The following is a 24,559-nucleotide window of genomic DNA, read 5'->3' on the forward strand; positions in this document are numbered from 1 at the left end:
GTTTCCGGATGTGCTCACAAGGCGCTGATGAGGTAAGGCTGATGACTGGCAAGACGCTCTACGACAAGCTCTGGGAAATGCACGAAGTGAAACGTCGCGACGACGGTTCCTCGCTGATCTACATCGACCGTCACATTCTCCACGAAGTGACCTCGCCGCAGGCCTTCGAAGGTCTGCGTCTGGCCGGGCGCAAGCCGTGGCGCATCGACGCCAACATCGCCACCCCCGATCACAACGTGCCGACCACCAAGGCCGAGCGCCAGGGCGGCCTCGAAGCCATCGCCGACGAAGTTTCGCGCATCCAGGTGCAGACCTTGGACGAGAACTGCGATGACTTCGGCATCCTCGAATTCAAGATGAACGACGTGCGTCAGGGCATCGTGCACGTGGTCGGGCCGGAGCAGGGCGCCACGCTGCCGGGCATGACCGTGGTCTGCGGCGACTCGCACACCTCCACCCATGGCGCCTTCGGCGCGCTGGCCCACGGCATCGGCACTTCCGAGGTCGAGCACGTGCTCGCCACCCAGTGCCTGGTGGCCAAGAAGATGAAGAACATGCAGGTGCGCGTCGAAGGCAAGCTGCCGTTCGGCGTCACCGCCAAGGACATTGTGCTGGCCGTGATCGGCAAGATCGGCACCGCAGGCGGCAACGGCCATGCGCTGGAATTCGCCGGCAGTGCCATTCGCGATCTGTCGCTGGAAGGGCGCATGACCATCTGCAACATGTCCATCGAGGCTGGCGCCCGTGTGGGCCTGGTGGCGGTGGACGAGAAAACCATCGCCTACGTCAAGGACCGTCCGTTCGCGCCCAAGGGCAGCGACTGGGACAAGGCCGTGGCACAGTGGCAGAACCTGGTGTCCGACGCCGATGCGGTGTTCGACACAGTGGTGGAACTCAAGGCTGAAGACATCAAGCCGCAGGTCAGCTGGGGCACCTCGCCGGAGATGGTCCTGGCCGTCGACCAGAACGTGCCGGATCCGGCCGTCGAAACTGACCCGGTGAAGAAGGATTCGATCACTCGTGCACTCAAGTACATGGGCCTGAGCGCCAACCAGCCGATCACCGATATCCAGCTCGATCGCGTGTTCATTGGTTCCTGCACCAACTCGCGCATCGAAGACCTGCGCGCCGCCGCCGAGGTGGCCAAGGGTCGCAAGGTCGCCAGCACCGTCAAGCAGGCGCTGGTGGTACCGGGCTCCGGCCTGGTCAAGGCGCAGGCCGAAGCGGAAGGGCTGGACAAGATCTTTATCGAGGCCGGTTTCGAATGGCGTGAGCCGGGCTGCTCCATGTGCCTGGCGATGAACCCGGACAAGCTGGGCAGCGGCGAGCATTGCGCGTCCACCTCCAACCGCAACTTCGAAGGTCGTCAGGGCGCCGGTGGCCGTACCCACCTGGTGAGCCCGGCCATGGCTGCCGCTGCGGCGGTGACCGGCCGCTTCATCGACGTTCGCGAATTGATCCAGGCCTGAGGAGAGTTTTGATGAAAGCCTTTACCCAACATACCGGCCTGGTCTGCCCGCTCGATCGTGCCAACGTCGACACCGACCAGATCATTCCCAAGCAGTTTCTGAAGTCGATCAAGCGCACCGGCTTCGGCCCCAATCTGTTCGACGAGTGGCGCTACCTGGATGTCGGCCAGCCGAACCAGGACAACTCCAAGCGCCCGATCAACAAGGATTTTGTGCTGAACTTCCCGCGCTATCAGGGCGCCAGCGTGCTGCTGGCCCGTGAGAACTTCGGTTGCGGTTCCTCGCGCGAACACGCGCCCTGGGCGCTGGACGAGTACGGTTTTCGCACCGTGATCGCGCCGAGCTTCGCCGACATCTTCTTCAACAACAGCTTCAAGAACGGCCTGTTGCCGATTGTTCTCAAGGATGAGGAGGTCGATGCGCTGTTCGAACAGGCCGAGGCCACCGAGGGCTATCAACTGACCGTCGACCTCGATGCGCAAACCGTAACCCGTCCCGATGGTGTGCAGTACAGCTTCGAGGTCGATGCCTTCCGCAAGCACTGCCTGCTCAACGGCCTGGACGACATCGGCCTGACCCTGCAGGATCAGGACGCGATCAGGGCCTTTGAAGCCAAACACCAGCAGAGCAGCCCCTGGCTGTTCGGCGCGATCAAGTAGGGTGTGCGGGGCCGCCTAGGCTGTGCACACCGACTGACTCACTATTTGAATGGTGCGCACGGCGCACCCTACGGTTTGATGAGGATGCAATGAGCAAACAGATTCTGGTTCTCCCTGGCGACGGTATCGGCCCGGAAATCATGGCCGAAGCGGTCAAGGTGCTGAACCTGGCCAACGACAAGTACGCCCTGGGTTTCGAACTGAGCTTCGATGACCTGGGCGGCGCCGCCATCGACCGTTACGGCGTGCCGCTGGCCGACGAGACCCTGGTGCGTGCCAAGGCCGCCGACGCCGTGCTGCTCGGCGCCGTTGGCGGGCCGAAGTGGGACACCATCGATCCGGCCATCCGTCCGGAGCGCGGCCTGCTGAAGATCCGTTCGCAACTGGGCCTGTTCGGCAACCTGCGTCCGGCCATCCTCTATCCGCAACTGGCCGAGGCTTCCAGCCTCAAGCCGGAAGTGGTTGCCGGCCTGGATATCCTCATTGTCCGTGAGCTGACCGGCGGCATCTACTTCGGCCAGCCGCGCGAGAGCAAGGTGCTGGAAAACGGCGAGCGCATGGCCTACGACACCCTGCCGTACAGCGAGAGCGAAATCCGCCGCATTGCCAAGGTCGGCTTCGACATGGCCCGCGTGCGCGGCAAGAAGCTGTGCTCGGTGGACAAGGCCAACGTCCTGGCCTCCAGCCAGCTGTGGCGCGCGGTGGTCGAGGAAGTGGCCAAGGACTATCCGGACGTCGAGCTGAGCCACATGTACGTCGACAACGCCGCCATGCAGCTGGTGCGTGCGCCCAAGCAGTTCGACGTGATCGTCACCGACAACATGTTTGGTGACATTTTGTCCGATGAGGCTTCGATGCTCACCGGCTCCATCGGCATGCTGCCGTCGGCATCCCTGGATGCCAACAACAAGGGCATGTACGAGCCGTGCCATGGCTCTGCGCCGGATATCGCCGGCAAGGGCATCGCCAACCCGCTGGCCACCATTCTCTCGGTGTCCATGATGCTGCGTTACAGCTTCGGCCAGGTGGCCGCAGCCGATGCCATCGAAAAAGCGGTGAGCCTGGTGCTGGATCAGGGCCTGCGTACCGGCGACATCTGGTCCGAGGGCAAGACCAAGGTCGGTACCGCTGCGATGGGTGATGCAGTAGTCGAAGCGCTGCGTAGTCTGTAATCTTCCACGGCTGCGCCGGGGTGGGTCCGGCGGGCTGTTTATATAGGTGTAGTCGTTATGAAACGTGTAGGTCTGATCGGTTGGCGTGGCATGGTCGGTTCCGTGCTCATGCAGCGCATGCTGGAAGAGCGGGACTTCGACCTGATCGAGCCGGTGTTCTTCACCACCTCCAATGTCGGTGGCCAGGGTCCTGCCATTGGCAAGGACATTGCCCCGCTGAAGGACGCCTACAGCATCGAAGACCTGAAAGGCCTGGACGTGATCCTGACCTGTCAGGGCGGCGACTACACCAACGAAGTCTTCCCCAAGCTGCGCGAAGCCGGCTGGCAGGGCTACTGGATCGATGCCGCCTCGTCGCTGCGCATGGACGATGGTGCGGTGATCGTGCTCGACCCGGTCAACCGCAAGGTCATCGATCAGGCGCTGGACGCCGGCACCAAGAACTACATCGGCGGCAACTGCACCGTCAGCCTGATGCTGATGGCCCTCGGCGGTCTGTACGAAGCCGGTCTGGTCGAGTGGATGAGCGCCATGACCTACCAGGCTGCCTCGGGTGCTGGTGCGCAGAACATGCGCGAGCTGATCAAGCAGATGGGCGCGATCAACGGTGCCGTCGCCGATGAACTGGCCGATCCGGCCAGCGCCATTCTCGACATCGACCGCAAGGTGGCCGAAGCCATGCGCGGCGAGGCCTTCCCGGTGGACAACTTCGGCGTGCCGCTGGCCGGCAGCCTGATCCCCTACATCGACAAGGAGCTGCCCAACGGGCAGAGCCGTGAGGAGTGGAAGGCCCAGGCCGAAACCAACAAGATCCTCGGCCGCTTCAAGAGCCCGATCCCGGTCGATGGCATCTGCGTGCGTATCGGCGCCATGCGTTGCCACAGCCAGGCGCTGACCATCAAGCTGAACAAGGATGTGCCGATGGCCGACATCGAAGGCCTGATCAGCCAGCACAACCCCTGGGTGAAGCTGGTGCCGAACCACCGCGAAGACTCCATCCGCGATCTCGGCCCGACTGCCGTTACCGGTACCCTGAGCGTGCCGGTCGGCCGCCTGCGCAAGCTCAACATGGGCTCGCAGTACCTCGGCGCCTTCACCGTCGGTGACCAACTGCTGTGGGGCGCCGCCGAGCCGCTGCGTCGCATGCTGCGGATCCTGCTGGAGCGCTAAGCGCGAGGCTGGCATTGGGAGTCAAACAGGGCCCTTCTGCTTCGGCAGAGGGGCTTTGTCTTTTATGGCCCGAGCAAGCCGATTGCCTGGGCGAGAGGGCGCAGTTACAGTGCCGCTCCCTATGCGTCACAGGTTCGTCCATGAGTCAGTCCATCAATATCGCCCTGATCGGCGCCACCGGTAATGTCGGTGAAGCGCTGGTCGAATTGCTCGAAGAGCGCGACTTTCCGGTAAAGGATCTGCATCTGCTGGCCAGTAGCGAGTCGGCGGGGCAGAGCCTTTCCTTCCGCGGTCGTCAGGTGCGGGTCAGGTCGCTCGAGGCCTTCGATTTCACCCAGGTGCAACTGGCGTTCTTTGCCGCTGGCGCGGAGGTCACCCGCGCCTATCACGAGACTGTGCTGGCGGCCGGCTGTTCGCTCATCGATCTGAGCTCGGCCCTGCCGCTGGAGCAGGCGCCCTGCGTATTGCCCGAGCTTGGCATTGAGGGCCTGCCGGCATTGGCCAAACCTTGGAAGGTCAGTGCTCCCACGCCTTCGGCGGTTGCCTGCGCGCTGGTGCTCGCCACGTTGAAGCCTTTGTTGCAACCGCAGCAGCTACAGCTGACCGCCATGCTGTCGATGTCGACGCTGGGGCGCAGTGGTGTGCAGGAACTGGCGCGGCAGACGGCCGAACTGCTCAATGCACGACCGCTGGAACCCAAGGGTGTGGACCGGCAGGTCGCCTTCAATGTGCTGGCGCAGGTCGGCGCGGTGGATGAACAGGGGCATGCGGAGCTGGAAAGGCGCCTGGCCGCCGAGATTCGACAGCTGCTGGGGCTGCCTGCGCTGTCGGTGGCGGCGACTTGCGCCCTGGTGCCGGTTTTCTTCGGCGACAGCCTGGCGCTCAGCGTGCAGGGCGATGCGGATATCGATATCACTGCAGTGCAGCAGTTGCTGGACGGTGCTCAGGGTATCGAACTGGTGGAGGCGGGCGACTACCCGACAGCAGTGGGTGATGCGGTGGGGCAGGATCAGGTCTACGTCGGGCGAGTTCGTGCGGGTATCAGCGATCCAAGGCAACTCAATTTGTGGATTGCGTCTGATAATGTACGAAAAGGCGCCGCCCTGAACGCTGTGCAAATAGCGGAGTTATTGATAAAACACTATCTGTAAAAGATACTTACCTAGAAATTTGAAGAATCTTTCTAGCTTGGCAATACTGGCTGAGTTGATTGCTGAATGGGGAGCCGCTCTTGGAGTGGATGCAGGCAGCAATTATCAACACCCTCTCGCATGCCGAGAAAAAAGATAAAACAAGGGATAACGCTATGGTTCGGGTTCGCAAACTGGTGCTGGCAATTGCAGCGGCTTCGGCGCTGTCTTCCGGTATGGCGCATGCGCTGGGGTTGGGTGAAGTCACCCTGCAGTCCTCGCTGAATCAGCCGTTGGTAGCGGAAATTGAATTGCTGGAGGTGCGCGACCTGGCCTCCAATGAGGTGATTCCCAGCCTCGCGTCTCCTGAAGAATTCGTCAAGGCAGGGGTTGATCGTCAGTACTTCCTGACTGACCTGAAGTTCACGCCGGTACTCAAGCCCAATGGCAAGAGTGTGATTCGTGTCACTTCGAGCAAGGTTGTACGCGAACCCTACCTTAACTTCCTGGTGGAAGTGCTCTGGCCGAATGGTCGCTTGCTGCGCGAATACACCCTGCTGCTCGACCCGCCGCTCTATTCCCCGCAGACCACCGTGGCCGCTGCGCCGCAACTGCCGATCGCTGCCCCGGCTCCGCGTCCTGCCGCCGCTCCTGCGGCTGCACCGGCCGCCGCCCCGCGCCCGGCCGCCCCGGCGCCAGCCTCTCGTGCCATCGCTGGCAATGAATACAGAACCACGGCCAACGACACCCTGTGGGAAATTGCCCAGCGCGTTGGTGGCGGCTCGGTCAATCAGACCATGCTGGCTATCCAGGATCTGAATCCGGATGCCTTTATTGACGGCAACATCAACCGCATGAAGAGCGGCCAAGTGCTGCGTCTGCCGGACGAGCAGCAGATTCGCCGTCGTAGCAATGCCGAAGCTGTCGCCCAGGTCGCCGAGCAGAACGCCGCCTGGCGTGAAGGTCGCGCCGTTGCCTCGCGTCAACTGGATGCCACCCGCCGCACTACTGCGGGCGCCGCGCCGGCAACTGCCGAGACGGGCGACAACCTGAAGCTGGTTGCCGCCGATTCTGGCCAGGCTACCCGCGGCAGCGATACCGGAGCAGCAGGCAGCAAGGCCCTGGCCGACAAGCTGGCGGTGACTCAGGAAAGCCTCGACTCGACCCGTCGTGAAAATGCCGAGCTGCAGAGCCGTGTCAGCGATCTGCAGAGCCAGCTGGACAAGCTGCAGCGACTGATCGAGCTCAAGGACAGCCAGTTGGCCAAGTTGCAGGCCGATATGGCAGCTGCGCCCGCTGCGCCCGAAGCGCCTGCGGAGCCCGCGGCTCCAGTCGCCGAGCCGGAAACTGCGCCGCCTGCGGCGCAGACCCCGACGCCGCCTGTGTCGCCGCCCGAAGAGGCGGCGGCTCCGGACTACAACTACTCCGATGAACCGGCGGCGCCTGTCGAAGACAGCGCCGCTGCCGCCCCCCAACAGCCGGCCAATGAGCCGGCTGATGTCGTTGCACCGTCCGCTCCGGCCGAGCCCGCCAAGCCTGCTGCTCCGGCGCCCGCTCCGGCTCCGGCTCCGCAGAGCTTCATCGACGATCTGCTGGCCAATCCCATGACCCTGGGCCTGGCCGGTGGCGGCGCTTTGCTGCTGTTGCTGGTTGGCCTGATGGCCCTGTCGCGTCGTAATGCGATGAAGGAAGCCGAGTTGCAGGAAGAGCTGGCGGAGGAGATGTCTCAGGACGAAGCCTTCGCATCCGATCTGGACATGCCGGAAGACAGTTTCGCTGGTCTCGAGGACGAGTCGACCACCGCCGCACCGGCTGGCGAAGAGCGCGTTACCGCCCAGACCGGCGACGCCCTCGGCGAGGCGGACATCTACATTGCCTACGGCCGCTTCAATCAGGCTGCCGAGCTGCTGCAGAACGCCATCAATGACGAGCCGCAGCGCAGCGACCTGCGCCTGAAACTGATGGAAGTCTATGCCGAGCTGGGCGACCGCGAAGGCTTTGCGCGCCAGGACAACGAGCTGCGCGAAATCGGTGGGGTCAATGCCGAGGCCGAGCAGCTGAAGTCCAAGTATCCGGCCATGGCGGCCTTCGTCGGCGCTGGCAGCGTTGCTGCTGCAGCAGCTGCCGATGATCTGGGTGAGTTCAGCCTGGACGATCTGAGCCTGGATGAGCCGAGCGCCGAAGCGCCGGCGGCAACCGGTGGTGATCTGGACGATGCCTTCGACCTGAGTCTGGACGATCTCGAGGCCGATCTGGATCGGGACGTGCAGGCCGCACAGGGTGACAGCGCTGCGCTGTCGCTGGATGACGATCTGGACTTTGGCCTGGTCGACGAGCCCATCGCCCCGGCAGCCACCACTGCCGACGATCTGGACTTCGATCTGGCGCTGGATGATGACAAGGTCGAGCTGTCTCAGCCGACTGAGGATCTTTCCGGCTTCAGCCTCGATCTGGACGAGCCGGCTGCTGCATCCGAAGAGTCCGACGACTTCCTGCTCAGCCTCGATGACGATGTGACGCCTGCAGCCCAGCCGGCTGACGAGCTGGCCGACCTTGGTCTCGATCTGTCGGAAGCTCCGGCCGCCGACCTCGACCTGCCGGCCGACTTCGATCTGTCGCTGGATGACGAGGCGCCGGCGCAGCCGGTCGCTGAGCCCGACAGTTTCGCTGCGCAGCTGGACGAAGTGACCGCGGAATTGGACCAGTTGGCTGGCGATCTCGAGCAGCCGGAGCCGGAAGTGGCCCCGCTGGCATCGGGTGGCGACCTGGGCAGCGATCTGGAGGGTGACGACGACTTCGATTTCCTCTCCGGGACCGACGAAACCGCGACCAAGCTGGATCTGGCGCGTGCCTACATCGACATGGGCGACACCGAAGGTGCACGCGACATTCTCGATGAGGTGATCGCCGAGGGCAGTGAAGCCCAGCAGCAGGAAGCACGCGAGATGATTGCCAAGCTGGTTTGATCGATTCCATGTCTGACGTAGTACCTGTAGCGGCCGCCGAAATGGCGGCCGCTGGCTTTTCCAGAATCGCCCTGGGTCTCGAGTACAAGGGCGCGCGTTACCGTGGCTTCCAGCGCCAGGCCGGCAATGTCTCTTCTATTCAGGGTTGCCTGGAAAGCGCGCTGTCCAAGGTTGCTGGCGGTGAGCCGATCAACATCATGTGCGCCGGCCGCACCGACGCATCGGTGCACGCCAGTGGCCAGGTGGTGCATTTCGATACCGCCGTCGAGCGGCCGCTGCATGCCTGGATCATGGGCGCCAACATGAACCTGCCCAAGGACATCAGCGTGACCTGGGCCAGGGTCATGCCCGCGCACTTCCATGCCCGTTTCAGCGCCATGGCGCGCCGCTATCGCTATGTGATCTACAACGATCCGATCCGCCCGGCGCACATGGCCGAAGAGGTGACCTGGAATCACCGTCCGCTGGACGTGACGCGAATGCGCGAAGCAGCGCGCGCGCTGGTGGGGACGCATGATTTCAGCGCTTTTCGCGCCACCCAGTGCCAGGCCAAGTCGCCGATCAAGACCGTGCACCATCTGCAGGTGATCGAGCATGGCTGCTTCATCGTGCTGGATATCCGCGCCAATGCCTTCCTCCATCACATGGTGCGCAATATTGCCGGCGTGCTGATGGCCATTGGCGCCGGTGAGCGACCGGTCGAGTGGGCGCGCGAGGTGCTCGAGCGCGCAGACCGGCGCAGCGGTGGGGTGACAGCCCATCCTTACGGGCTTTATCTGGTGCAGGTGGAGTACCCGGAGGAGTTCGAGTTGCCGCAGCGTTACCTGGGGCCGCATTTTCTCTCTGCGCTGGCCGACGTGCGACAGGGCTAGGCCTTTGCTACCATCCGTTGCTTCATGGCAAGGGGCGTGAACGTGACAGTCGTGCGCAGCAAGATTTGCGGCATCACTCGCATCGAGGATGCTCTGGCAGCGGTGGAGGCGGGGGCGGATGCCATCGGCCTGGTGTTCTACGCGAAAAGTCCGCGAGCGATCAGCGTCGAGCAGGCGCTGGCGATCATCCAGGCATTGCCGCCCTTCGTGACTACGGTGGGCCTGTTCGTCGACATGCCGCGCGCCGAGCTGCAGCAGCTGTTGCAGCGGGTGCCGCTGGACCTGTTGCAGTTTCATGGTGACGAGTCGCCGGCAGACTGCGAGGGCCACGGTCGTCCCTACATCAAGGCCTTGCGGGTGCGCCCTGGCGAGGACGTCGCGGCGTCGATGGCGCCCTATGTCGGTGCGCGAGGGATTCTTCTCGATACCTTTGTCGAAGGGATTCCGGGTGGCACCGGGGCGGCGTTCGACTGGTCGCTGGTGCCGCAGCGGGCGGGTAAGCCGATCATCCTCGCCGGCGGCCTGGATGCCGGCAACGTCACAGCTGCCATTGGCCAGGTCCGACCTTATGCGGTGGACGTAAGCGGTGGCGTCGAGCTCAGCAAGGGCATAAAGGATGCAGAGAAGATTCGCGCGTTCGTGCGGGCGGTGCGTAGAGCCGGATGTGACGACGCCTGAGGCGCGACCGTCCATTAGCCTGTCACGCCGCTGAGAGCGGTGGAATTGAATTGCTGGAGGCGGGGGCCGATTGCCGAGCAGCCCGCCCGAACCAACGGTTATGGAGAAATGACAGCATGAGCAACTGGTTGGTAGACAAACTCATTCCCTCGATCATGCGTTCCGAGGTGAAGAAGAGCTCTGTGCCCGAGGGGCTGTGGCACAAGTGTCCGTCCTGCGATGCCGTGCTCTATCGTCCCGAGCTGGAAAAGACCCTCGACGTCTGCCCCAAGTGCAATCACCACATGCGCATCGGCGCGCGTGCGCGCCTAGATATCTTCCTCGACCAGGACGGCCGTGAAGAGATCGGCGCCGATCTCGAGCCGGTCGATCGCCTGAAGTTCCGTGACAGCAAGAAGTACAAGGACCGTCTGGCAGCCGCGCAGAAGCAGACCGGCGAGAAGGATGCGTTGATCGCCATGAGCGGCACCCTCGAAGGCATGCCGATCGCCGTTTGCGCCTTCGAATTCTCCTTCATGGGCGGCTCCATGGGTGCCATCGTCGGTGAGCGTTTCGTCCAGGCGGCCAACGTTGCGCTGGAGCAGCGCTGCCCGCTGGTGTGCTTCTCCGCTTCCGGTGGCGCGCGCATGCAGGAGGCGCTGATCTCGCTGATGCAGATGGCCAAGACCTCGGCCGCCCTGGCGCGTCTGCGCGAGGAAGGGCTGCCTTTCATCTCCGTGCTGACCGACCCGGTCTACGGCGGCGTTTCTGCCAGCCTGGCGATGCTCGGCGACGTGATCGTGGCCGAGCCGAAGGCACTGATCGGCTTCGCCGGCCCGCGCGTGATCGAGCAGACCGTGCGCGAGAAGCTGCCGGAAGGCTTCCAGCGCAGCGAGTTCCTGCTCGAGCACGGCGCCATTGACATGATCATCCCGCGTAACGAACTGCGTCCGCGTTTGGCGCGCCTGCTGGCGCAGCTGATGAATCGCCCGTCTCCGGTCGCCCTGCCGGTCACTGCATGACCACCCGTAGCCTGGGCGAGTGGCTCGCCTACCTCGAGCAGTTGCATCCCTCTGCCATCGACATGGGGTTGGAGCGCTCGCGCGAGGTGGCGCAGCGCCTCGGCCTGGGCAAGCCGGCGCCGCTGGTCATCACGGTTACCGGCACCAACGGCAAGGGCTCTACCTGTGCCTTTCTTGCCAGTCTGCTGCGCTCGCAGGGGCGCAAGGTTGGCGTTTACAGCTCGCCACATCTGCTGCGCTACAACGAGCGCGTGGTCATCGATGGCCGCGAAGTCGACGATGCCGAGCTGTGTCTGGCCTTCGCCGCGGTGGAAGCGGCGCGCGGCGAAACGTCCCTGACCTATTTCGAGATGGGCACCCTGGCTGCCTTCTGGCTGTTCGAGCGCGCGGCCCTGAATGCCGTGGTGCTGGAGGTCGGTCTGGGCGGGCGACTGGATGCGGTCAATCTGGTGGATGCCGACCTGGCGCTGATCACCAGTATCGGTCTGGATCATGCCGATTGGCTGGGCGATACCCGCGAGTCGGTGGCCTTCGAGAAGGCTGGCATCATGCGCGCGGGCAAGCCGGCGCTGTGTGGTGATCTCGACCCGCCGCAGCCACTGCTCGAGCAGGTCGCGTTGCTGGATGCCCCATTCTTCCTGCGCGGGCGCGACTACGACCTGAGCATTCAGGGGCAGCAGTGGTCCTGGTATGGCCTGGATGCCCATGGCCAGGTGTTGCAGCTGGAGCAGCTACCGCTGCTCGATCTGCCGATGGAGAACGCTGCGCTGGCCTTGCAGGCTTACGCACTGTTGCAGTTGCCCTGGGACCGTCAGCAGATCATTCAGGCGCTGCTGGCGACGCGAGTGACCGGGCGTCTGGATCGTCGCGCTCTGGATTGGCGAGGCAAGTCACTCACACTGTTGCTCGATGTTGGGCATAATCCCCATGCCGCCGACTATCTGGCGCAGCGTCTGGAGGCGCGTCCTCCGGCCGGGAAGCGTTGGGCCGTGTTCGGCTTGCTGGCCGACAAGGACCTGCCTGGAGTGGTCGCGCCACTGTTGAGTCAGGTTGCCGGCTGGGCCGTGGCGCCGCTGGCAACGCCTCGTTCGCGGCCGGCCGGCGAGCTGGCCGCGCATCTGCAGAGTTACGGCGCGGCAGTGACGCAGCATGCTGACGTGCGGGCAGCGCTGGAGGCCCAGTGCGAGCAGGCCGCGGCGGGTGACGAGATTCTGTTGTTCGGATCGTTTTTTTGCGTGGCCGAGGCCCTGGACTGGCTGGCCCGCCCAGCTTGAAAGGGGAGTAGAGGGATGGCATTGCTGGACAAGGGACTCAAGCAGCGCATGGTCGGTGCTTTGGTGCTGGTGGCGCTGGCGGTGATTTTCCTGCCGATGCTGCTGTCGCGCGAGGACGAGATGCGTCGTGTGGTTGTCGATGCGCCGCCCATGCCGCAGGCCCCGGCCGCTGCGCAGATAGTGGTGCAGCCGGCAGAGGTCGTCGAGCCCGAAGAGCTGCCCGAGGAGCCGCTGCCAGTCGGGGAAGAGGCTCCGCAGCTGGTGGAGATTCCCGAGCCGACCAAGGTGCAGCCGCCACCTGTCGCGGCGCCCAAGCCTGAGCCGGCCAAGGTCGAGCAGGCTGTCACCAGTGCGCCGGCCAAACCCGAAAGTCGCCTTGACCCCAACAGCCTGCCGATCAGTTGGTCGGTGCAGTTGGCCAGCCTGTCCAGTCGTGGCGGTGCTGAGAATCTGCAAAAAACGCTGCGTAGTCAGGGCTACAACGCCTACATCCGCACGTTCGATGGCATGAACCGGGTATTCGTCGGGCCGCTGATCGAGCGTGCCGAGGCCGAGCGGCTGCGCGACCAGCTCAATCGCCAGCACAAGCTCAACGGTTTCGTCGTGCGCTTCCAGCCCGAGGCCGGTTAACAGCGGGACGTTGCAACACCCGGTTACCAGCCGGCGAAAAACTACCTGCGCTGCCAGTGCTGCATTCAAGACAGCTTTGGCAGGCCGCTTGCGGCCAACGCTTCAGTACGGCCCGGAGGGCGAGCGAAGCGAGTACTGCTCATTTACAGCTCGTAAAGTCGCCCGCGACCCGGCCGTTCCTCGCCTGTTTTTGCGGGGCACCATCGGTATTGCACTGGCTGCCTCGGCTCGGGCTTCCTGCTTCGCTCTACCTCCTGCATCCATGCAGTCGTCGCCGACGTTTTTCAATGGCCGGTTACCCGATGCGCCGGGCTCTGCTAAAATGCTCCGCCTTTTCCGCTGGTAGGCCGCATCGTGGTATTCACCTGGGTCGATTGGGCGATCATCGCCGTCATCGCCGTCTCGAGTTTGATCAGCCTCAAGCGCGGCTTCGTCAAGGAAGCCCTGTCGCTGCTGACCTGGATCATCGCAGGCATCGTCGCCTGGATGTTCGGCGGCGCGCTGGCCCAGCATCTCGTCGAATTCATCGAGACCCCGTCCGCACGGGTGATCGCGGCCTGTGCCATTCTTTTCGTCGCCACCTTGCTGGTCGGCGCTCTGGTCAATTTTCTCATCGGCGAGCTGATCCGCGTGACAGGCTTGTCGGGCACCGACCGTTTTCTCGGCATGGTGTTCGGCGCCGCTCGTGGCGGTTTGCTGGTGGTGCTGCTGGTGGGGCTGATCAGCCTGGCGCCGGTGGAACAGGATGCATGGTGGCAGCAGTCGCAACTGGTGCCGCATTTTCTGATGGTCGCCGATTGGTCGAAGAACCTCATTCTGGGGTGGTCCGGCCAGTGGTTTCCAGGCGGGATCGGCTCACCCAGCTGATCCGCCTCATTACAGAGCGCCCGCCATGGCCCAAACCGCCGTGGCAGGCGCTGAAGTTAGCCTGAACTATCTAGCAGGGGTCGTGGCACATGTGTGGCATCGTCGGTATCGTCGGCAAGTCGAACGTCAATCAGGCGCTGTATGACGCGCTCACCGTCCTTCAGCATCGCGGCCAGGACGCTGCCGGCATCGTCACCAGCCATGACGGCCGGCTGTTCCTGCGCAAGGACAACGGCCTGGTGCGCGATGTGTTCCAGCAGCGCCACATGCAGCGCCTGGTGGGCAACATGGGTATCGGCCACGTGCGCTATCCCACCGCCGGCAGCTCCAGCTCGGCCGAAGCCCAGCCGTTTTACGTCAACTCGCCCTACGGCATCACCCTGGCGCACAACGGCAACCTGACCAACGTCGAGCGCCTGGCCAAGGAAATCTACGAGTCCGACCTGCGTCACGTGAACACCAACTCCGACTCGGAGGTGCTGCTCAACGTGTTCGCCCACGAGCTGGCCCAGCGCGGCAAGCTGCAGCCCACCGAGGAAGACGTGTTTGCCGCGGTCACCCATGTGCACGAACGCTGCCTGGGCGGTTATGCGGTGGTGGCGATGATCACCGGTTACGGTATCGTCGGCTTCCGCGATCCCAACGGCATTCGCCCGATCGTCTTCGGTCAGCGCCACACCGACGAAGGCGTGGAGTACATGATCGCTTCGGAGAGCGTGTCGCTGGACGTGCTCGGCTTCACCCTGATCCGCGACCTGGCGCCGGGTGAGGCGGTGTACATCACCGAGGAAGGCAAGCTGTTCACCCGTCAGTGCGCACAGAATCCCAAGTACGCGCCGTGCATCTTCGAGCATGTCTACCTGGCGCGTCCGGACTCGATCATGGACGGTATCTCGGTGTACAAGGCGCGCCTGCGCATGGGCGAGAAGCTGGCCGACAAGATCCAGCGCGAGCGTCCGGATCACGACATCGACGTGGTCATCCCGATTCCCGATACCAGCCGTACCGCCGCGCTGGAGCTGGCCAACCGCCTGGGCGTGAAGTTCCGCGAAGGCTTCGTGAAGAACCGCTACATCGGTCGTACCTTCATCATGCCCGGCCAGGCGGCGCGCAAGAAATCCGTACGGCAGAAGCTCAACGCCATCGAGCTGGAGTTCCGTGGCAAGAACGTGATGCTGGTGGACGACTCCATCGTGCGCGGCACCACCTGCAAGCAGATCATCCAGATGGCTCGCGAGGCCGGGGCGAAGAACGTCTACTTCTGCTCCGCGGCACCGGCGGTGCGCTACCCCAACGTCTACGGCATCGACATGCCCAGCGCCCACGAGCTGATCGCCCATGGCCGCAGCACCGAGGAAGTCTGCGAACTGATCGGTGCCGACTGGCTGGTGTACCAGGATCTGCCGGACCTGATCGAGGCGGTCAGTGGCAGCAAGAAGATCAAGATCGACAACTTCGACTGCGCGGTATTCGACGGCAAATACGTCACCGGAGACGTCGACGAGGCCTATCTGGACAAGATCGAGCAGGCGCGCAACGACGCCAGCAAGGCCAAGTCGCAGGCGGTCAGCGCGATCATCGATCTGTACAACAATTGATTCGAGCGGGCAGGGCGGCAGTCCTGCCCGTTTCGGCGGTGCGCACGGCGCACCCGGTCCGTAGCCCGGATTGCATCCGGGCTACTTTTCGTGAGGTAGCGATATGACTCTGGAATGGGATGCCGGTCGGCTCGACAGTGATCTGGATGGCGTGGGCTTCGACACCCTGGCGGTGCGCGCCGGCCAGCGCCGCTCGCCCGAGGGCGAGCACGGCGAGGCGCTGTTCCTCACTTCCAGCTACGTGTTCCGCACCGCCGCCGATGCCGCCGCTCGCTTTGGCGGCGAGGTGCCGGGCAACGTCTACTCGCGCTACACCAACCCCACCGTACGCACCTTCGAGGAGCGCATCGCCGCTCTGGAAGGCGCCGAGCAGGCAGTGGCGACCGCTTCCGGCATGTCGGCGATCCTCGCCATCGTCATGAGCCTGTGCAGCGGCGGCGACCACGTACTGGTGTCGCGCAGCGTGTTCGGCTCCACCATCAGCCTGTTCGAGAAGTACCTCAAGCGCTTCGGCATCGAGGTGGATTACGTGCCGCTGGCCGATCTCGACGCCTGGCAGGCGGCCTTCAAGCCCAATACCAAGCTGCTGTTCGTCGAGTCGCCGTCCAACCCGCTGGCCGAGCTGGTGGATATCGCCGCGCTGGCGCAGATCGCTCACGCACGCGGTGCGCTGCTGGCGGTGGACAACTGCTTCTGTACGCCGGCCCTGCAGCAGCCGCTGAAGCTGGGCGCCGATATCGTCATGCACTCGGCCACCAAGTACATCGACGGTCAGGGCCGCGGCCTCGGCGGCGTGGTGGCGGGGCGCAGCGAGCAGATGAAGGAAGTGGTGGGCTTTCTGCGCACCGCAGGCCCGACCCTCAGCCCGTTCAATGCCTGGCTGTTTCTCAAGGGGCTGGAAACCCTGCGCATCCGCATGCGCGCGCAGAGCGAGAGTGCCCTGCAGCTGGCGCTGTGGCTGGAGCAGCAGCCGCAGGTCGAGCGCGTGTATTACGCCGGCCTGCCCAGCCATCCGCAGCACGAGCTGGCGAAAAGGCAGCAGAGCGCCTTCGGTGCGGTGGTCAGCTTCGAGGTCAAGGGTGGGCGTGACGCCGCCTGGCAGGTGATCGATGCCACGCGTGTCATTTCCATCACCACCAACCTGGGTGATACCAAGACCACCATCGCTCATCCGGCCACCACCTCCCATGGTCGTCTGACGCCGCAGGAGCGGGCCAATGCCGGTATCCGCGACAACCTGATCCGCGTTGCCGTGGGGCTGGAAGAGCTGGAAGACCTCAAGGCAGACCTGGCTCGCGGCCTGGCCGCACTCTGAGCATGCTCGAGTGGGGTAACGACAGTGCGCCCAACAACGGGCGTGTCGCACTGGTCACCGGTGCCGCGCGCGGGATCGGTCTGGGTATCAGCGCCTGGCTGATCACCGAAGGCTGGCAGGTGGTGCTGGCCGATATTGACCGTGAGCGTGGCTCGAAAGTGGCGCGCGCGCTGGGTGATAACGCCTGGTTTGTGGCCATGGATGTGGCCAAGGAGGACCAGGTAAGCGTCGGTGTCGCCGAGGTGCTCGGTCAGTTCGGCCGCCTCGATGCGCTGGTGTGCAATGCGGCCATCGCCGACCCGCACACGCCGCCGCTGGAGTCGCTCGATCTCAAGCGCTGGAATCGTCTGCTGGCGGTCAACTTGACCGGCGCCATGCTGCTGGCCAAGCACTGCGCGCCGTATCTGCGCGGTCATCGTGGGGCCATCGTCAATATTGCCTCGACCCGCGCCAGTCAGTCCGAGGCCAATTGCGAGGCCTACGCCGCGAGCAAGGGCGGGCTGGTTGCGCTCACTCATGCGCTGGCGGTCAGTCTCGGGCCGGAGGTGCGCGTGAACTGCGTCAGCCCGGGCTGGATCGATGCTCGCGATCCTGTGCAGCAGCGTCTGGAGCCGCTATCGGTGTTCGATCATGCGCAGCATCCGGTCGGCCGTGTCGGCACGGTGGAAGATGTGGCGGCTCAGGTCGCCTGGCTGCTGTCCGATGCGGCGGGTTTCGTCACCGGCCAGGAGTTCGTCATCGATGGCGGCATGAGCCGCAAGATGATCTATCAGGATTGAATGCCTGTGAGAGCGAGCTCTGCTCGCGGAGCGCGGTCTTGAAACCTTCGCTAGCCCAGCTCGCTCCTGCTGATTCAACAGAAATGAAAAAGGCTCCCGGGGGAGCCTTTTTCATGCGTGGCCGAATTACATGTTGGGGTAATTCGGGCCACCGGTGCCTTCCGGCGCCACCCAGGTGATGTTCTGGGCCGGGTCCTTGATGTCGCAGGTCTTGCAGTGCACGCAGTTCTGCGCGTTGATCTGGAACTTCTTCTCGCCGTCTTCCTGTGTCACCACTTCGTACACGCCAGCCGGGCAGTACCGCTGCGCCGGTTCGTCGTACAGCGGCAGGTTCTTCGCCAGCGGGATGCTCGGGTCGGTGAGCTTCAGGTGGCAGGGCTGCTCTTCTTCATGGTTGGTGTTGGAGAGGAACACCGAGGAGAGCTTGTCGAAGCTCAGTTTGCCGTCCGGTTTCGGGTAGGCGATCTTCGCGCACTCGGCCGCCGGCTTCAGGCAGGCGTAATCCGGCTTGTTGTCGTGCAGGGTGAAGGGCGCCTTGCCGCCGAAGATGTTCTGATCCAGCCAGTTGATGCCGCCGCCGATGATGGCGCCGTACTTGTGGATGGCCGCACCGAAGTTGCGGCTGCGGAACAGTTCGTCGTACAGCCAGCTGGCCTTGAAGCCATCGACGTAGTTGGTCAGCTCGTCGCCACCTTCGCGGCCGGCCGCCAGGGCTTCGGCGATGGCATCGGCAGCCAGCATGCCGGACTTCATCGCGGTGTGGCTGCCCTTGATCTTGGCGAAGTTCAGGGTACCGAGGTCGCAGCCGATCAGCGCGCCACCGGGGAAGACCATCTTCGGCAGCGAGTTGATGCCGCCCTTGCAGATGGCGCGAGCGCCATAGGCGACGCGCTTGCCGCCTTCCAGATACTGGGCAATCACCGGATGGTGCTTGTAGCGCTGGAACTCGTCGAACGGCGACAGGTGCGGGTTGGCGTAGGACAGGTCGATGATCAGACCCACCACGACCTGGTTGTTCTCCAGGTGGTAGAGGAAGGAGCCGCCGGTGTTCTCGGTGCCCATGATGTCCATCGGCCAGCCGGCGGTGTGCACCACCAAGCCCTGCTCGTGCTTGGCCGGGTCGATGTCCCAGATTTCCTTGATGCCGATGCCGTAGTGCTGGGCGTCGGCTTCGCTGTCGAGGTTGTACTTCTTGATCAACTGCTTGCCGATGTGGCCACGGCAGCCTTCGGCGAACAGGGTGTACTTGGCACGCAGTTCCATGCCGGGGGTGTAGTAGCCTTCCTTGGGGTTGCCTTCGCGGTCGACGCCCAGATCACCGGTGATGATGCCGCGCACCACGCCGTTTTCGTCGATCAGCGCTTCCTGAGCGGCGAAGCCCGGGTAGATCTCCACGCCCAGGTTCTCGGCCTGCTGGGCCAGCCAGCGGCACAGGTTGCCCAGGGAAATGATGTAATTGCCTTCGTTGTGCATGGTTTTCGGCACAAAGAAGTCAGGAATTCGGGTAGCCTTGTCGGCGTCGCGCAGCAGGTAGATGTCATCGCGCTTGACCGGGGTATTGAGTGGTGCACCCAGCTCTTTCCAGTCGGGGAAGAGTTCGGTCAGGGCACGCGGTTCGAACACCGCACCGGAGAGGATGTGAGCGCCAACTTCGGAGCCTTTCTCGACCACGCAGACGCTGATCTCCTGGCCCGCTTCTGCGGCTTTCTGCTTCAGTCGGCAGGCGGCGGACAGTCCGGACGGGCCGGCGCCGACGATGACGACGTCGAACTCCATAAATTCGCGTTCCACAGGCTATCTCCTACTCAAGGCTCTTCGATGTTTTATAGGGGAGGCGCGGCTCGCTCCCTAAGCACGGCGTGGGCATTATATCTACACCCTCTCGACGGGCCAATACAAACGTTTGTTTGAATTTTCTGTAGGCCTGTTAGAATCGTACTACATCGCGGATGACCGGCCAGTTCGCTGTATTGACCGGGCCAGGCCGCGGGGTCAAGATACGGGCGGTTTTGCGCTCGCCGTCTGAGCTAAAAGGTTGGTTGCGGCCGATTTTGCATCACCGGCCAGGCTCGCCTTGGCGACATTCTTATTCACCGGAGAGTAACGAGGAATCCATGAAGGTTCTTGTAGCTGTCAAACGAGTGGTTGACTACAACGTCAAGGTTCGCGTCAAGGCGGACAACAGCGGCGTCGACCTCGCCAACGTCAAGATGTCCATGAACCCCTTCTGCGAAATCGCCGTGGAAGAAGCCGTACGCCTGAAGGAGAAAGGCGTGGCGAGCGAAATCGTCGTCGTCACCATCGGCCCGGCTACCGCCCAGGAGCAACTGCGCACCGCGCTGGCTCTGGGTGCCGACCGTGCCATCCTGGTCGAGTCCAATGACGAGCTGAACTCCCTGGCCGTGGCCAAGCTGCTCAAGGCAGTGGTCGACAAGGAGCAGCCGCAGCTGGTGATCATGGGCAAGCAGGCCATCGACAGCGACAACAACCAGACCGGCCAGATGCTGGGCGCCCTGACCGGCTTCGGCCAAGGCACCTTCGCCTCCAAGGTCGAAGTCGCTGGCGACAAGGTCAACGTTACCCGCGAGATCGATGGCGGTCTGCAGACCGTTGCGCTGAACCTGCCGGCGATCGTCACCACCGACCTGCGTCTGAACGAGCCGCGCTACGCGTCGCTGCCGAACATCATGAAGGCCAAGAAGAAGCCGCTGGAAACCGTCACTCCGGACGCTCTGGGCGTTTCCACCGCCTCCACCGTCAAGACCCTGAAAGTCGAAGCGCCGGCTGCTCGCAGCGCTGGCATCAAGGTCAAGTCCGTGGCTGAACTGGTCGAGAAACTGAAGAACGAGGCGAAGGTAATCTAAATGACTATCCTGGTTATCGCTGAACACACCAATGCCGCTCTGGCTGCCGCTACCCTGAACACCGTTGCTGCTGCGCAGAAGATCGGTGGTGACATTCACGTTCTGGTAGCCGGTGCCAATGCTGGCGCTGCCGCCGAAGCCGCTGCCAAGATCGCCGGCGTGGCCAAGGTTCTGCTGGCCGACAACGCTGCCTATGCCAACCAGCTGCCGGAAAACGTCGCGCCGCTGGTAGCCGAGCTGGGTAAGGGCTACAGCCACATCCTGGCTGCCGCCACCAGCAACGGCAAGAACATCCTGCCGCGCGTCGCCGCTGCCCTGGACGTCGATCAGATCTCCGAGATCATCGCCGTCGAAAGCGCCGACACCTTCAAGCGTCCGATCTATGCCGGCAACGCCATCGCCACCGTGCAGTCCTCGGCTGCCATCAAAGTGATCACCGTGCGTAGCACCGGTTTCGACGCCGCGGCTGCCGAAGGCGGCAGCGCTGCCGTTGAAGCCGTTTCCGGCCCGGCCGATGCCGGCAAGTCCGCCTTCGTTGGCGAAGAACTGGCCAAGTCCGACCGTCCGGAACTGACCGCTGCCAAGATCGTCGTTTCCGGCGGCCGTGGCATGGGCAATGGCGACAACTTCAAGCACCTGTACGCCCTGGCGGACAAGCTGGGCGCTGCCGTTGGCGCTTCCCGCGCTGCCGTCGACGCTGGCTTCGTACCGAACGACATGCAGGTCGGTCAGACCGGCAAGATCGTTGCGCCGCAGCTGTACATCGCCGTTGGTATCTCCGGCGCGATCCAGCACCTGGCCGGTATGAAAGACTCCAAGGTGATCGTTGCGATCAACAAGGACGAGGAGGCGCCGATCTTCCAGGTGGCCGACTACGGCCTGGTCGCCGACCTGTTCGAAGCCGTACCGGAGCTGGAAAAGCTGGTCTAACCACTTTTTCCGCTACAAGAAGAACCCGCTCCTCGGAGCGGGTTTTTTATTGGCGCTTGGTCAAATTTCGCCGCGTGCAAGGCTCCGCTTGCTTACGGCGTCAGCCCCTGCAGAAAACGCCGGTAGAGCAGGGCGCTTTCCTGCGGCCGCTCGAGCATCGGCGCATGGCCCACGCCGGGCATCACCGCGACGCTCGAATGGCGTAGCAGCGGACGCATCACCTCGATGCTGGATACGTGCAGCACGCGATCCTGCTCGCCCCAGAGCAGCAGCGTCGGCACCTCGATTTTCGGCAGTTCCGGCTCCAGCGGAATGTAGCGCTCGACCAGCTGCTGGAACACCTGCTCGTAATGCTCGCGGTTGGCCATGGAGCGTTCGGCCAGATGGCGCTTGAGGGACTCGGGCAGGTAAGGCGGCTCGACGAAGACGAACTGCAGCAGGCGCTGGAAGTCCTCGGCTTGGCGTACCACCAGCGGGTTGGCCTGCCCGCGCTCGAGAAGCGTGAAGAACTCGCTCTTGATCGGTGCCTCGACCCCTGCGTTATCGAACAGCGCCAGCGACTGGGTGCGCTGCGGATAGCGCGCAGCGTAGAGTGCGGCAATATGTCCGCCCATGGAATTGCCCAGCAGGTGGGCGCGTTCGATGCCCAGCGCTTCGAGGATGCTCGCCAGGCGCTCGGCTTGCGTGCCGACGTCGTAGCTGCCGGCGGGGCGGTCGCTGTCGCCGAAGCCTGGGAGGTCGAGCGCGATGACCTGATAGCGATCCGTAAGGTGGCGGGAAAAGCGCAGCCAGTTATCCTTGTCTGCAGCGAATCCGTGGATCAGTACCAGGGTTTCGCCGTCCGCCGGTCCTCCGCGGTAGTAATGGATGTTAAGATCGCGGACACGTATCTGCTGGTGGCTGAGGCCGGCGCGCTGTTGCTCTATCAGCCGGAGACTGGCCAATTGAGTGGCGGGAAAGAAGTACAGCATTGCTGTGGCGGCGATAAGCAGTAGCAGCAAAGCGAGCAGCAGTTTTTTCATGGCGCGTCCTTATCGCGAATTATTATTGCGGCGTCGTTAAGCTAGCATGAACACGGAAGGTTTTCGGAAGGCTCTGCCCATCCTGACCGATCTCTGCTTGAACCGAGAGTAGCCAATGCCCGAGCGTTGTCTGTTGAAGTCCCTGTTGCTGTGGTGCGCGCTTGCGCTGGTGCCTGCAGGCGCCTTGGCCAGCGGAAAGTGCGAGCGTCTGGTGGCGACCGGCAACCCCGAGTATCCCCCCTACCTGTGGCGCGATCCGCAGAACCCGCAGCAGTTGATCGGCGCCAATGCCGATCTGCTCAAACACCTGGCCAAGGAACTCGGTGTGGTGGTCGACGTGATCTACACCGGCCCCTGGTCGCGAGCCCAGGACGAGGTGCGCACCGGTCGCGTCGACCTGATCGCGGGGGCCTTCATCACCCTGCCGCGCCTGGAACATATGGATTATGTGCACCCGGCATTCTTCTTTACCCCCAGCGTGGTCTGGGTGCGCAAGGGCGAGGCCTTCCCCTATGGCAGCTGGGTCGATCTCAAGGGCCTGACCGGCGACACGCTGGTCGGCAACAGCTTTGGCCAGCAGTTCGATTCCTTCGCCAAGCAGAACCTGACCCTCGAGGGTGTATCCAGCCTGACCCAGGCGTTCCAGAAGCTTTTGCTCGGGCGTACCGACTACGTGCTCTACGAACGCTATCCTGGGCTGGCGCTGGCCGAAACCCTGGGTATGGACGACGATCTGGAGGTGCTGGACCCGCCGATTTCCAGCGAAGGCCTCTACCTCACCCTGTCGCACAATTCGGCGTGCAACGAGCCCTGGCTGCGTGGCCAGCTGGCGCGGAAAATGACAGAACTGGTCGCCGCCGGGCTGCCGGAGCAGTTCCTGCAACGCAACCTGGAACTGTGGAAGGCGCAGCAGATGCAGCCTGACCCGGTTGGCGACGTCACTCAGTAGGATACTTTCGTGATCAATCGAACCCTTCCCGTGCTGCTGGTGCTGGGCCTGAGCGCCTGCGCCAGTGATCCTGCACCCACCGAGCAACTGCGCCTGACCGAGCAGGCGCTGGCGCAGACCCGCTCGCTCGGTGTGCTCGGCGAGCAATCGGAATCTCTGCGTCTGGCCGAGGAAAAGTTTGCCCAGGCCCAGGCCGCCATACTGGACGGCGAGAACAAGCAGGCCCGACATCTGGCCGAACAGGCCGAGCTCGATGCGCGCCTGGCCGAGGCCGAGCACCTCAATGCCAAGGGGCGCGAACAGCTGGCGGAACTGAGCCAGCGTATAAGCCGTTTGCGCCAGCAACTGGGGGCCATGTGATGACCAGCGTGAAGCCTATTGCTGCGTTATTGCTGGCGAGTGTCGTGCTGGGCGGCTGTGCCAGCGGTCAACCGGGCAGCGAGCAGGCACTGGAGGCGGCGCGAGCCTCCTTCCAGTCGGTGAAGGAAGATCCCAACGTGCTGCGCGCCGCTCCGAAGGACGTGATCCGCGCCGGTGAGTCGCTGGCGCGCGCCGAGCGTCTGTCGAGCTACTGGGGCAGCGGCGCCGACGTACGTCATTACGCCTATCTCAGCCAGCGTTACGCCGAGATTGCACGCCAGCACAGCGACAGCAGCCTCAATCAGGAGCGGGCCGCCAAGCTGGAACTGGAGCGTCAGCGCCTGCAGCTGACCCTGCGCGAAGCCAAGCTGCTTAGCGTGCAGCAGCACAATGGCTGGCTGGAAGAGCAGATGGTCAGCCTCGCCACCAGCGAGACCGAGCGCGGCCTGGTGATGACCCTGGGCGACATGCTGTTCGACGCCGGGCGCGCCGACCTGCAGCCCGCAGCCAACCGCACCGTGCTCAAGCTCGTGCAGTTCCTGCAGATCAACCCGCAGCGGCGGGTGCGCATCGAGGGCTATACCGACAACACCGGCAGTGCCGAGGAGAACCTCGAACTGTCGCGCGCACGCGCCCAGGCCGTGGCCGACCTGCTGGTCGATCTGGGGATCGACGCCAAGCGCATTCAGGTAGTGGGCTATGGGGTGGATTTCCCCGTGGCGGAAAACGCCTCGGCACGCGGCCGCGCGCAGAACCGCCGGGTCGAGATCGTGTTTTCCGACGAGCGAGGGCGGCTCGGCGCGGAACGCTGAGAGCAATACGCAGATAACCCCGGCAGTGTCCGGGGTTTTTGT

At 63.8% G+C, this 24,559-nt stretch carries 22 protein-coding genes; 20 read left to right on the forward strand and 2 right to left on the reverse strand.

Annotation, left to right across the window (positions count from 1 at the left end; translation table 11 throughout):
• The first annotated feature begins 41 nt into the window (after window positions 1–41).
• The 15 genes from leuC (at window position 42) to L1F06_RS09160 (ending at window position 17,580) form a co-directional block, all read left to right on the forward strand.
• A complete protein-coding gene (gene leuC, locus L1F06_RS09090) occupies window positions 42–1,469 on the forward strand; it encodes a 3-isopropylmalate dehydratase large subunit (protein WP_129483543.1) in 1,428 nt (475 codons plus the stop codon).
• A gap of 11 nt (window positions 1,470–1,480) precedes the next feature.
• Entirely contained in the window at window positions 1,481–2,128 is a 648-nt protein-coding gene (gene leuD, locus L1F06_RS09095) for a 3-isopropylmalate dehydratase small subunit (RefSeq protein WP_003243622.1), read from the forward strand.
• A gap of 89 nt (window positions 2,129–2,217) precedes the next feature.
• Window positions 2,218–3,300: a 3-isopropylmalate dehydrogenase gene (gene leuB, locus L1F06_RS09100; RefSeq protein ID WP_129483542.1), complete on the forward strand. Its 1,083-nt coding sequence runs from the start codon at window positions 2,218–2,220 to the stop codon at window positions 3,298–3,300.
• A gap of 57 nt (window positions 3,301–3,357) precedes the next feature.
• Window positions 3,358–4,470 carry an aspartate-semialdehyde dehydrogenase gene (gene asd, locus L1F06_RS09105; RefSeq protein WP_012018946.1) on the forward strand — a complete coding sequence of 371 codons (1,113 nt, stop codon included), beginning with the start codon at window positions 3,358–3,360 and terminating at the stop codon, window positions 4,468–4,470.
• Window positions 4,471–4,610: 140 nt separating this feature from the next.
• Window positions 4,611–5,621: an aspartate-semialdehyde dehydrogenase gene (locus L1F06_RS09110; protein ID WP_129483541.1), complete on the forward strand. Its 1,011-nt coding sequence runs from the start codon at window positions 4,611–4,613 to the stop codon at window positions 5,619–5,621.
• 155 nt (window positions 5,622–5,776) lie between these two features.
• Window positions 5,777–8,566 carry a motility hub landmark protein FimV gene (locus L1F06_RS09115; protein ID WP_129483540.1) on the forward strand — a complete coding sequence of 930 codons (2,790 nt, stop codon included), beginning with the start codon at window positions 5,777–5,779 and terminating at the stop codon, window positions 8,564–8,566.
• Window positions 8,567–8,574: 8 nt separating this feature from the next.
• Window positions 8,575–9,438 carry a tRNA pseudouridine(38-40) synthase TruA gene (gene truA, locus L1F06_RS09120; protein WP_096827759.1) on the forward strand — a complete coding sequence of 288 codons (864 nt, stop codon included), beginning with the start codon at window positions 8,575–8,577 and terminating at the stop codon, window positions 9,436–9,438.
• Between the two features lie 24 nt (window positions 9,439–9,462).
• Window positions 9,463–10,116 (forward strand): phosphoribosylanthranilate isomerase, encoded by a 654-nt coding sequence (locus tag L1F06_RS09125; protein ID WP_129483539.1) that lies wholly within the window; start codon window positions 9,463–9,465, stop codon window positions 10,114–10,116.
• A 116-nt stretch (window positions 10,117–10,232) separates the two neighbouring features.
• On the forward strand, window positions 10,233–11,117 hold the full coding sequence (gene accD / locus L1F06_RS09130) for an acetyl-CoA carboxylase, carboxyltransferase subunit beta (protein ID WP_003243635.1): 885 nt from the start codon (window positions 10,233–10,235) through the stop codon (window positions 11,115–11,117).
• Complete coding sequence (gene folC / locus L1F06_RS09135; RefSeq protein ID WP_129483538.1) at window positions 11,114–12,391, forward strand: bifunctional tetrahydrofolate synthase/dihydrofolate synthase; 1,278 nt, start codon at window positions 11,114–11,116, stop codon at window positions 12,389–12,391. The genes accD and folC overlap by 4 nt, the downstream gene beginning before the upstream one ends.
• A gap of 15 nt (window positions 12,392–12,406) precedes the next feature.
• Complete coding sequence (locus tag L1F06_RS09140) at window positions 12,407–13,021, forward strand: SPOR domain-containing protein (RefSeq protein ID WP_129483537.1); 615 nt, start codon at window positions 12,407–12,409, stop codon at window positions 13,019–13,021.
• Window positions 13,022–13,375: 354 nt separating this feature from the next.
• Window positions 13,376–13,888, forward strand: coding sequence for a CvpA family protein (locus L1F06_RS09145; protein ID WP_003243640.1), 513 nt, complete (start codon window positions 13,376–13,378; stop codon window positions 13,886–13,888).
• 89 nt (window positions 13,889–13,977) lie between these two features.
• Entirely contained in the window at window positions 13,978–15,486 is a 1,509-nt protein-coding gene (gene purF / locus L1F06_RS09150) for an amidophosphoribosyltransferase (RefSeq protein WP_003243643.1), read from the forward strand.
• A gap of 103 nt (window positions 15,487–15,589) precedes the next feature.
• Window positions 15,590–16,801 carry an O-succinylhomoserine sulfhydrylase gene (locus L1F06_RS09155; protein ID WP_096826721.1) on the forward strand — a complete coding sequence of 404 codons (1,212 nt, stop codon included), beginning with the start codon at window positions 15,590–15,592 and terminating at the stop codon, window positions 16,799–16,801.
• A 2-nt stretch (window positions 16,802–16,803) separates the two neighbouring features.
• Window positions 16,804–17,580 carry an SDR family oxidoreductase gene (locus L1F06_RS09160; RefSeq protein WP_129483536.1) on the forward strand — a complete coding sequence of 259 codons (777 nt, stop codon included), beginning with the start codon at window positions 16,804–16,806 and terminating at the stop codon, window positions 17,578–17,580.
• Between the two features lie 126 nt (window positions 17,581–17,706).
• Here the strand turns inward: L1F06_RS09160 and L1F06_RS09165 are convergent, their stop codons facing one another.
• On the reverse strand, window positions 17,707–19,371 hold the full coding sequence (locus tag L1F06_RS09165) for an electron transfer flavoprotein-ubiquinone oxidoreductase (RefSeq protein ID WP_252576754.1): 1,665 nt from the start codon (window positions 19,369–19,371) through the stop codon (window positions 17,707–17,709).
• Between the two features lie 323 nt (window positions 19,372–19,694).
• On the opposite strand from L1F06_RS09165, the gene L1F06_RS09170 reads away from it, so the two are divergent.
• On the forward strand, window positions 19,695–20,444 hold the full coding sequence (locus L1F06_RS09170) for an electron transfer flavoprotein subunit beta/FixA family protein (protein ID WP_024307880.1): 750 nt from the start codon (window positions 19,695–19,697) through the stop codon (window positions 20,442–20,444).
• Window positions 20,445–21,374: an electron transfer flavoprotein subunit alpha/FixB family protein gene (locus tag L1F06_RS09175; protein ID WP_003243653.1), complete on the forward strand. Its 930-nt coding sequence runs from the start codon at window positions 20,445–20,447 to the stop codon at window positions 21,372–21,374.
• A 92-nt stretch (window positions 21,375–21,466) separates the two neighbouring features.
• Here L1F06_RS09175 and L1F06_RS09180 read toward each other — a convergent pair whose 3' ends face one another.
• Window positions 21,467–22,396, reverse strand: a complete 930-nt coding sequence (locus tag L1F06_RS09180) for an alpha/beta fold hydrolase (RefSeq protein ID WP_129483328.1) — start codon at window positions 22,394–22,396, stop codon at window positions 21,467–21,469.
• 115 nt (window positions 22,397–22,511) lie between these two features.
• On the opposite strand from L1F06_RS09180, the gene L1F06_RS09185 reads away from it, so the two are divergent.
• The 3 genes from L1F06_RS09185 to L1F06_RS09195 are packed head-to-tail and all read left to right on the forward strand — an operon-like array spanning window position 22,512 to window position 24,517.
• Window positions 22,512–23,345: a substrate-binding periplasmic protein gene (locus L1F06_RS09185; protein ID WP_003243656.1), complete on the forward strand. Its 834-nt coding sequence runs from the start codon at window positions 22,512–22,514 to the stop codon at window positions 23,343–23,345.
• Window positions 23,346–23,354: 9 nt separating this feature from the next.
• Entirely contained in the window at window positions 23,355–23,705 is a 351-nt protein-coding gene (locus L1F06_RS09190) for a DUF4398 domain-containing protein (RefSeq protein WP_003243658.1), read from the forward strand.
• Window positions 23,705–24,517, forward strand: coding sequence for an OmpA family protein (locus L1F06_RS09195; RefSeq protein WP_003243659.1), 813 nt, complete (start codon window positions 23,705–23,707; stop codon window positions 24,515–24,517). Before L1F06_RS09190 ends, L1F06_RS09195 begins: the two co-directional genes overlap by 1 nt.
• The last annotated feature ends 42 nt before the right edge of the window (window positions 24,518–24,559 follow it).

Origin of the sequence: Pseudomonas hydrolytica, from assembly GCF_021495345.1 — a bacterium.
Taxonomy (GTDB): domain Bacteria; phylum Pseudomonadota; class Gammaproteobacteria; order Pseudomonadales; family Pseudomonadaceae; genus Aquipseudomonas; species Aquipseudomonas hydrolytica.

Coding starts and splice junctions, on each gene's coding strand:
- folC (WP_129483538.1), top strand. CDS start 11,114: ATGACCACCCGTAGCCTGGGCGAGTGGCTCGCCTACCTCGAGCAGTTG.
- leuC (WP_129483543.1), top strand. CDS start 42: ATGACTGGCAAGACGCTCTACGACAAGCTCTGGGAAATGCACGAAGTG.
- asd (WP_012018946.1), top strand. CDS start 3,358: ATGAAACGTGTAGGTCTGATCGGTTGGCGTGGCATGGTCGGTTCCGTG.
- leuD (WP_003243622.1), top strand. CDS start 1,481: ATGAAAGCCTTTACCCAACATACCGGCCTGGTCTGCCCGCTCGATCGT.
- L1F06_RS09195 (WP_003243659.1), top strand. CDS start 23,705: ATGACCAGCGTGAAGCCTATTGCTGCGTTATTGCTGGCGAGTGTCGTG.
- accD (WP_003243635.1), top strand. CDS start 10,233: ATGAGCAACTGGTTGGTAGACAAACTCATTCCCTCGATCATGCGTTCC.
- L1F06_RS09170 (WP_024307880.1), top strand. CDS start 19,695: ATGAAGGTTCTTGTAGCTGTCAAACGAGTGGTTGACTACAACGTCAAG.
- L1F06_RS09110 (WP_129483541.1), top strand. CDS start 4,611: ATGAGTCAGTCCATCAATATCGCCCTGATCGGCGCCACCGGTAATGTC.
- L1F06_RS09140 (WP_129483537.1), top strand. CDS start 12,407: ATGGCATTGCTGGACAAGGGACTCAAGCAGCGCATGGTCGGTGCTTTG.
- L1F06_RS09175 (WP_003243653.1), top strand. CDS start 20,445: ATGACTATCCTGGTTATCGCTGAACACACCAATGCCGCTCTGGCTGCC.
- L1F06_RS09125 (WP_129483539.1), top strand. CDS start 9,463: ATGGCAAGGGGCGTGAACGTGACAGTCGTGCGCAGCAAGATTTGCGGC.
- L1F06_RS09160 (WP_129483536.1), top strand. CDS start 16,804: ATGCTCGAGTGGGGTAACGACAGTGCGCCCAACAACGGGCGTGTCGCA.
- L1F06_RS09180 (WP_129483328.1), bottom strand. CDS start 22,396: ATGAAAAAACTGCTGCTCGCTTTGCTGCTACTGCTTATCGCCGCCACA.
- L1F06_RS09185 (WP_003243656.1), top strand. CDS start 22,512: ATGCCCGAGCGTTGTCTGTTGAAGTCCCTGTTGCTGTGGTGCGCGCTT.
- L1F06_RS09155 (WP_096826721.1), top strand. CDS start 15,590: ATGACTCTGGAATGGGATGCCGGTCGGCTCGACAGTGATCTGGATGGC.
- L1F06_RS09115 (WP_129483540.1), top strand. CDS start 5,777: ATGGTTCGGGTTCGCAAACTGGTGCTGGCAATTGCAGCGGCTTCGGCG.
- leuB (WP_129483542.1), top strand. CDS start 2,218: ATGAGCAAACAGATTCTGGTTCTCCCTGGCGACGGTATCGGCCCGGAA.
- purF (WP_003243643.1), top strand. CDS start 13,978: ATGTGTGGCATCGTCGGTATCGTCGGCAAGTCGAACGTCAATCAGGCG.
- truA (WP_096827759.1), top strand. CDS start 8,575: ATGTCTGACGTAGTACCTGTAGCGGCCGCCGAAATGGCGGCCGCTGGC.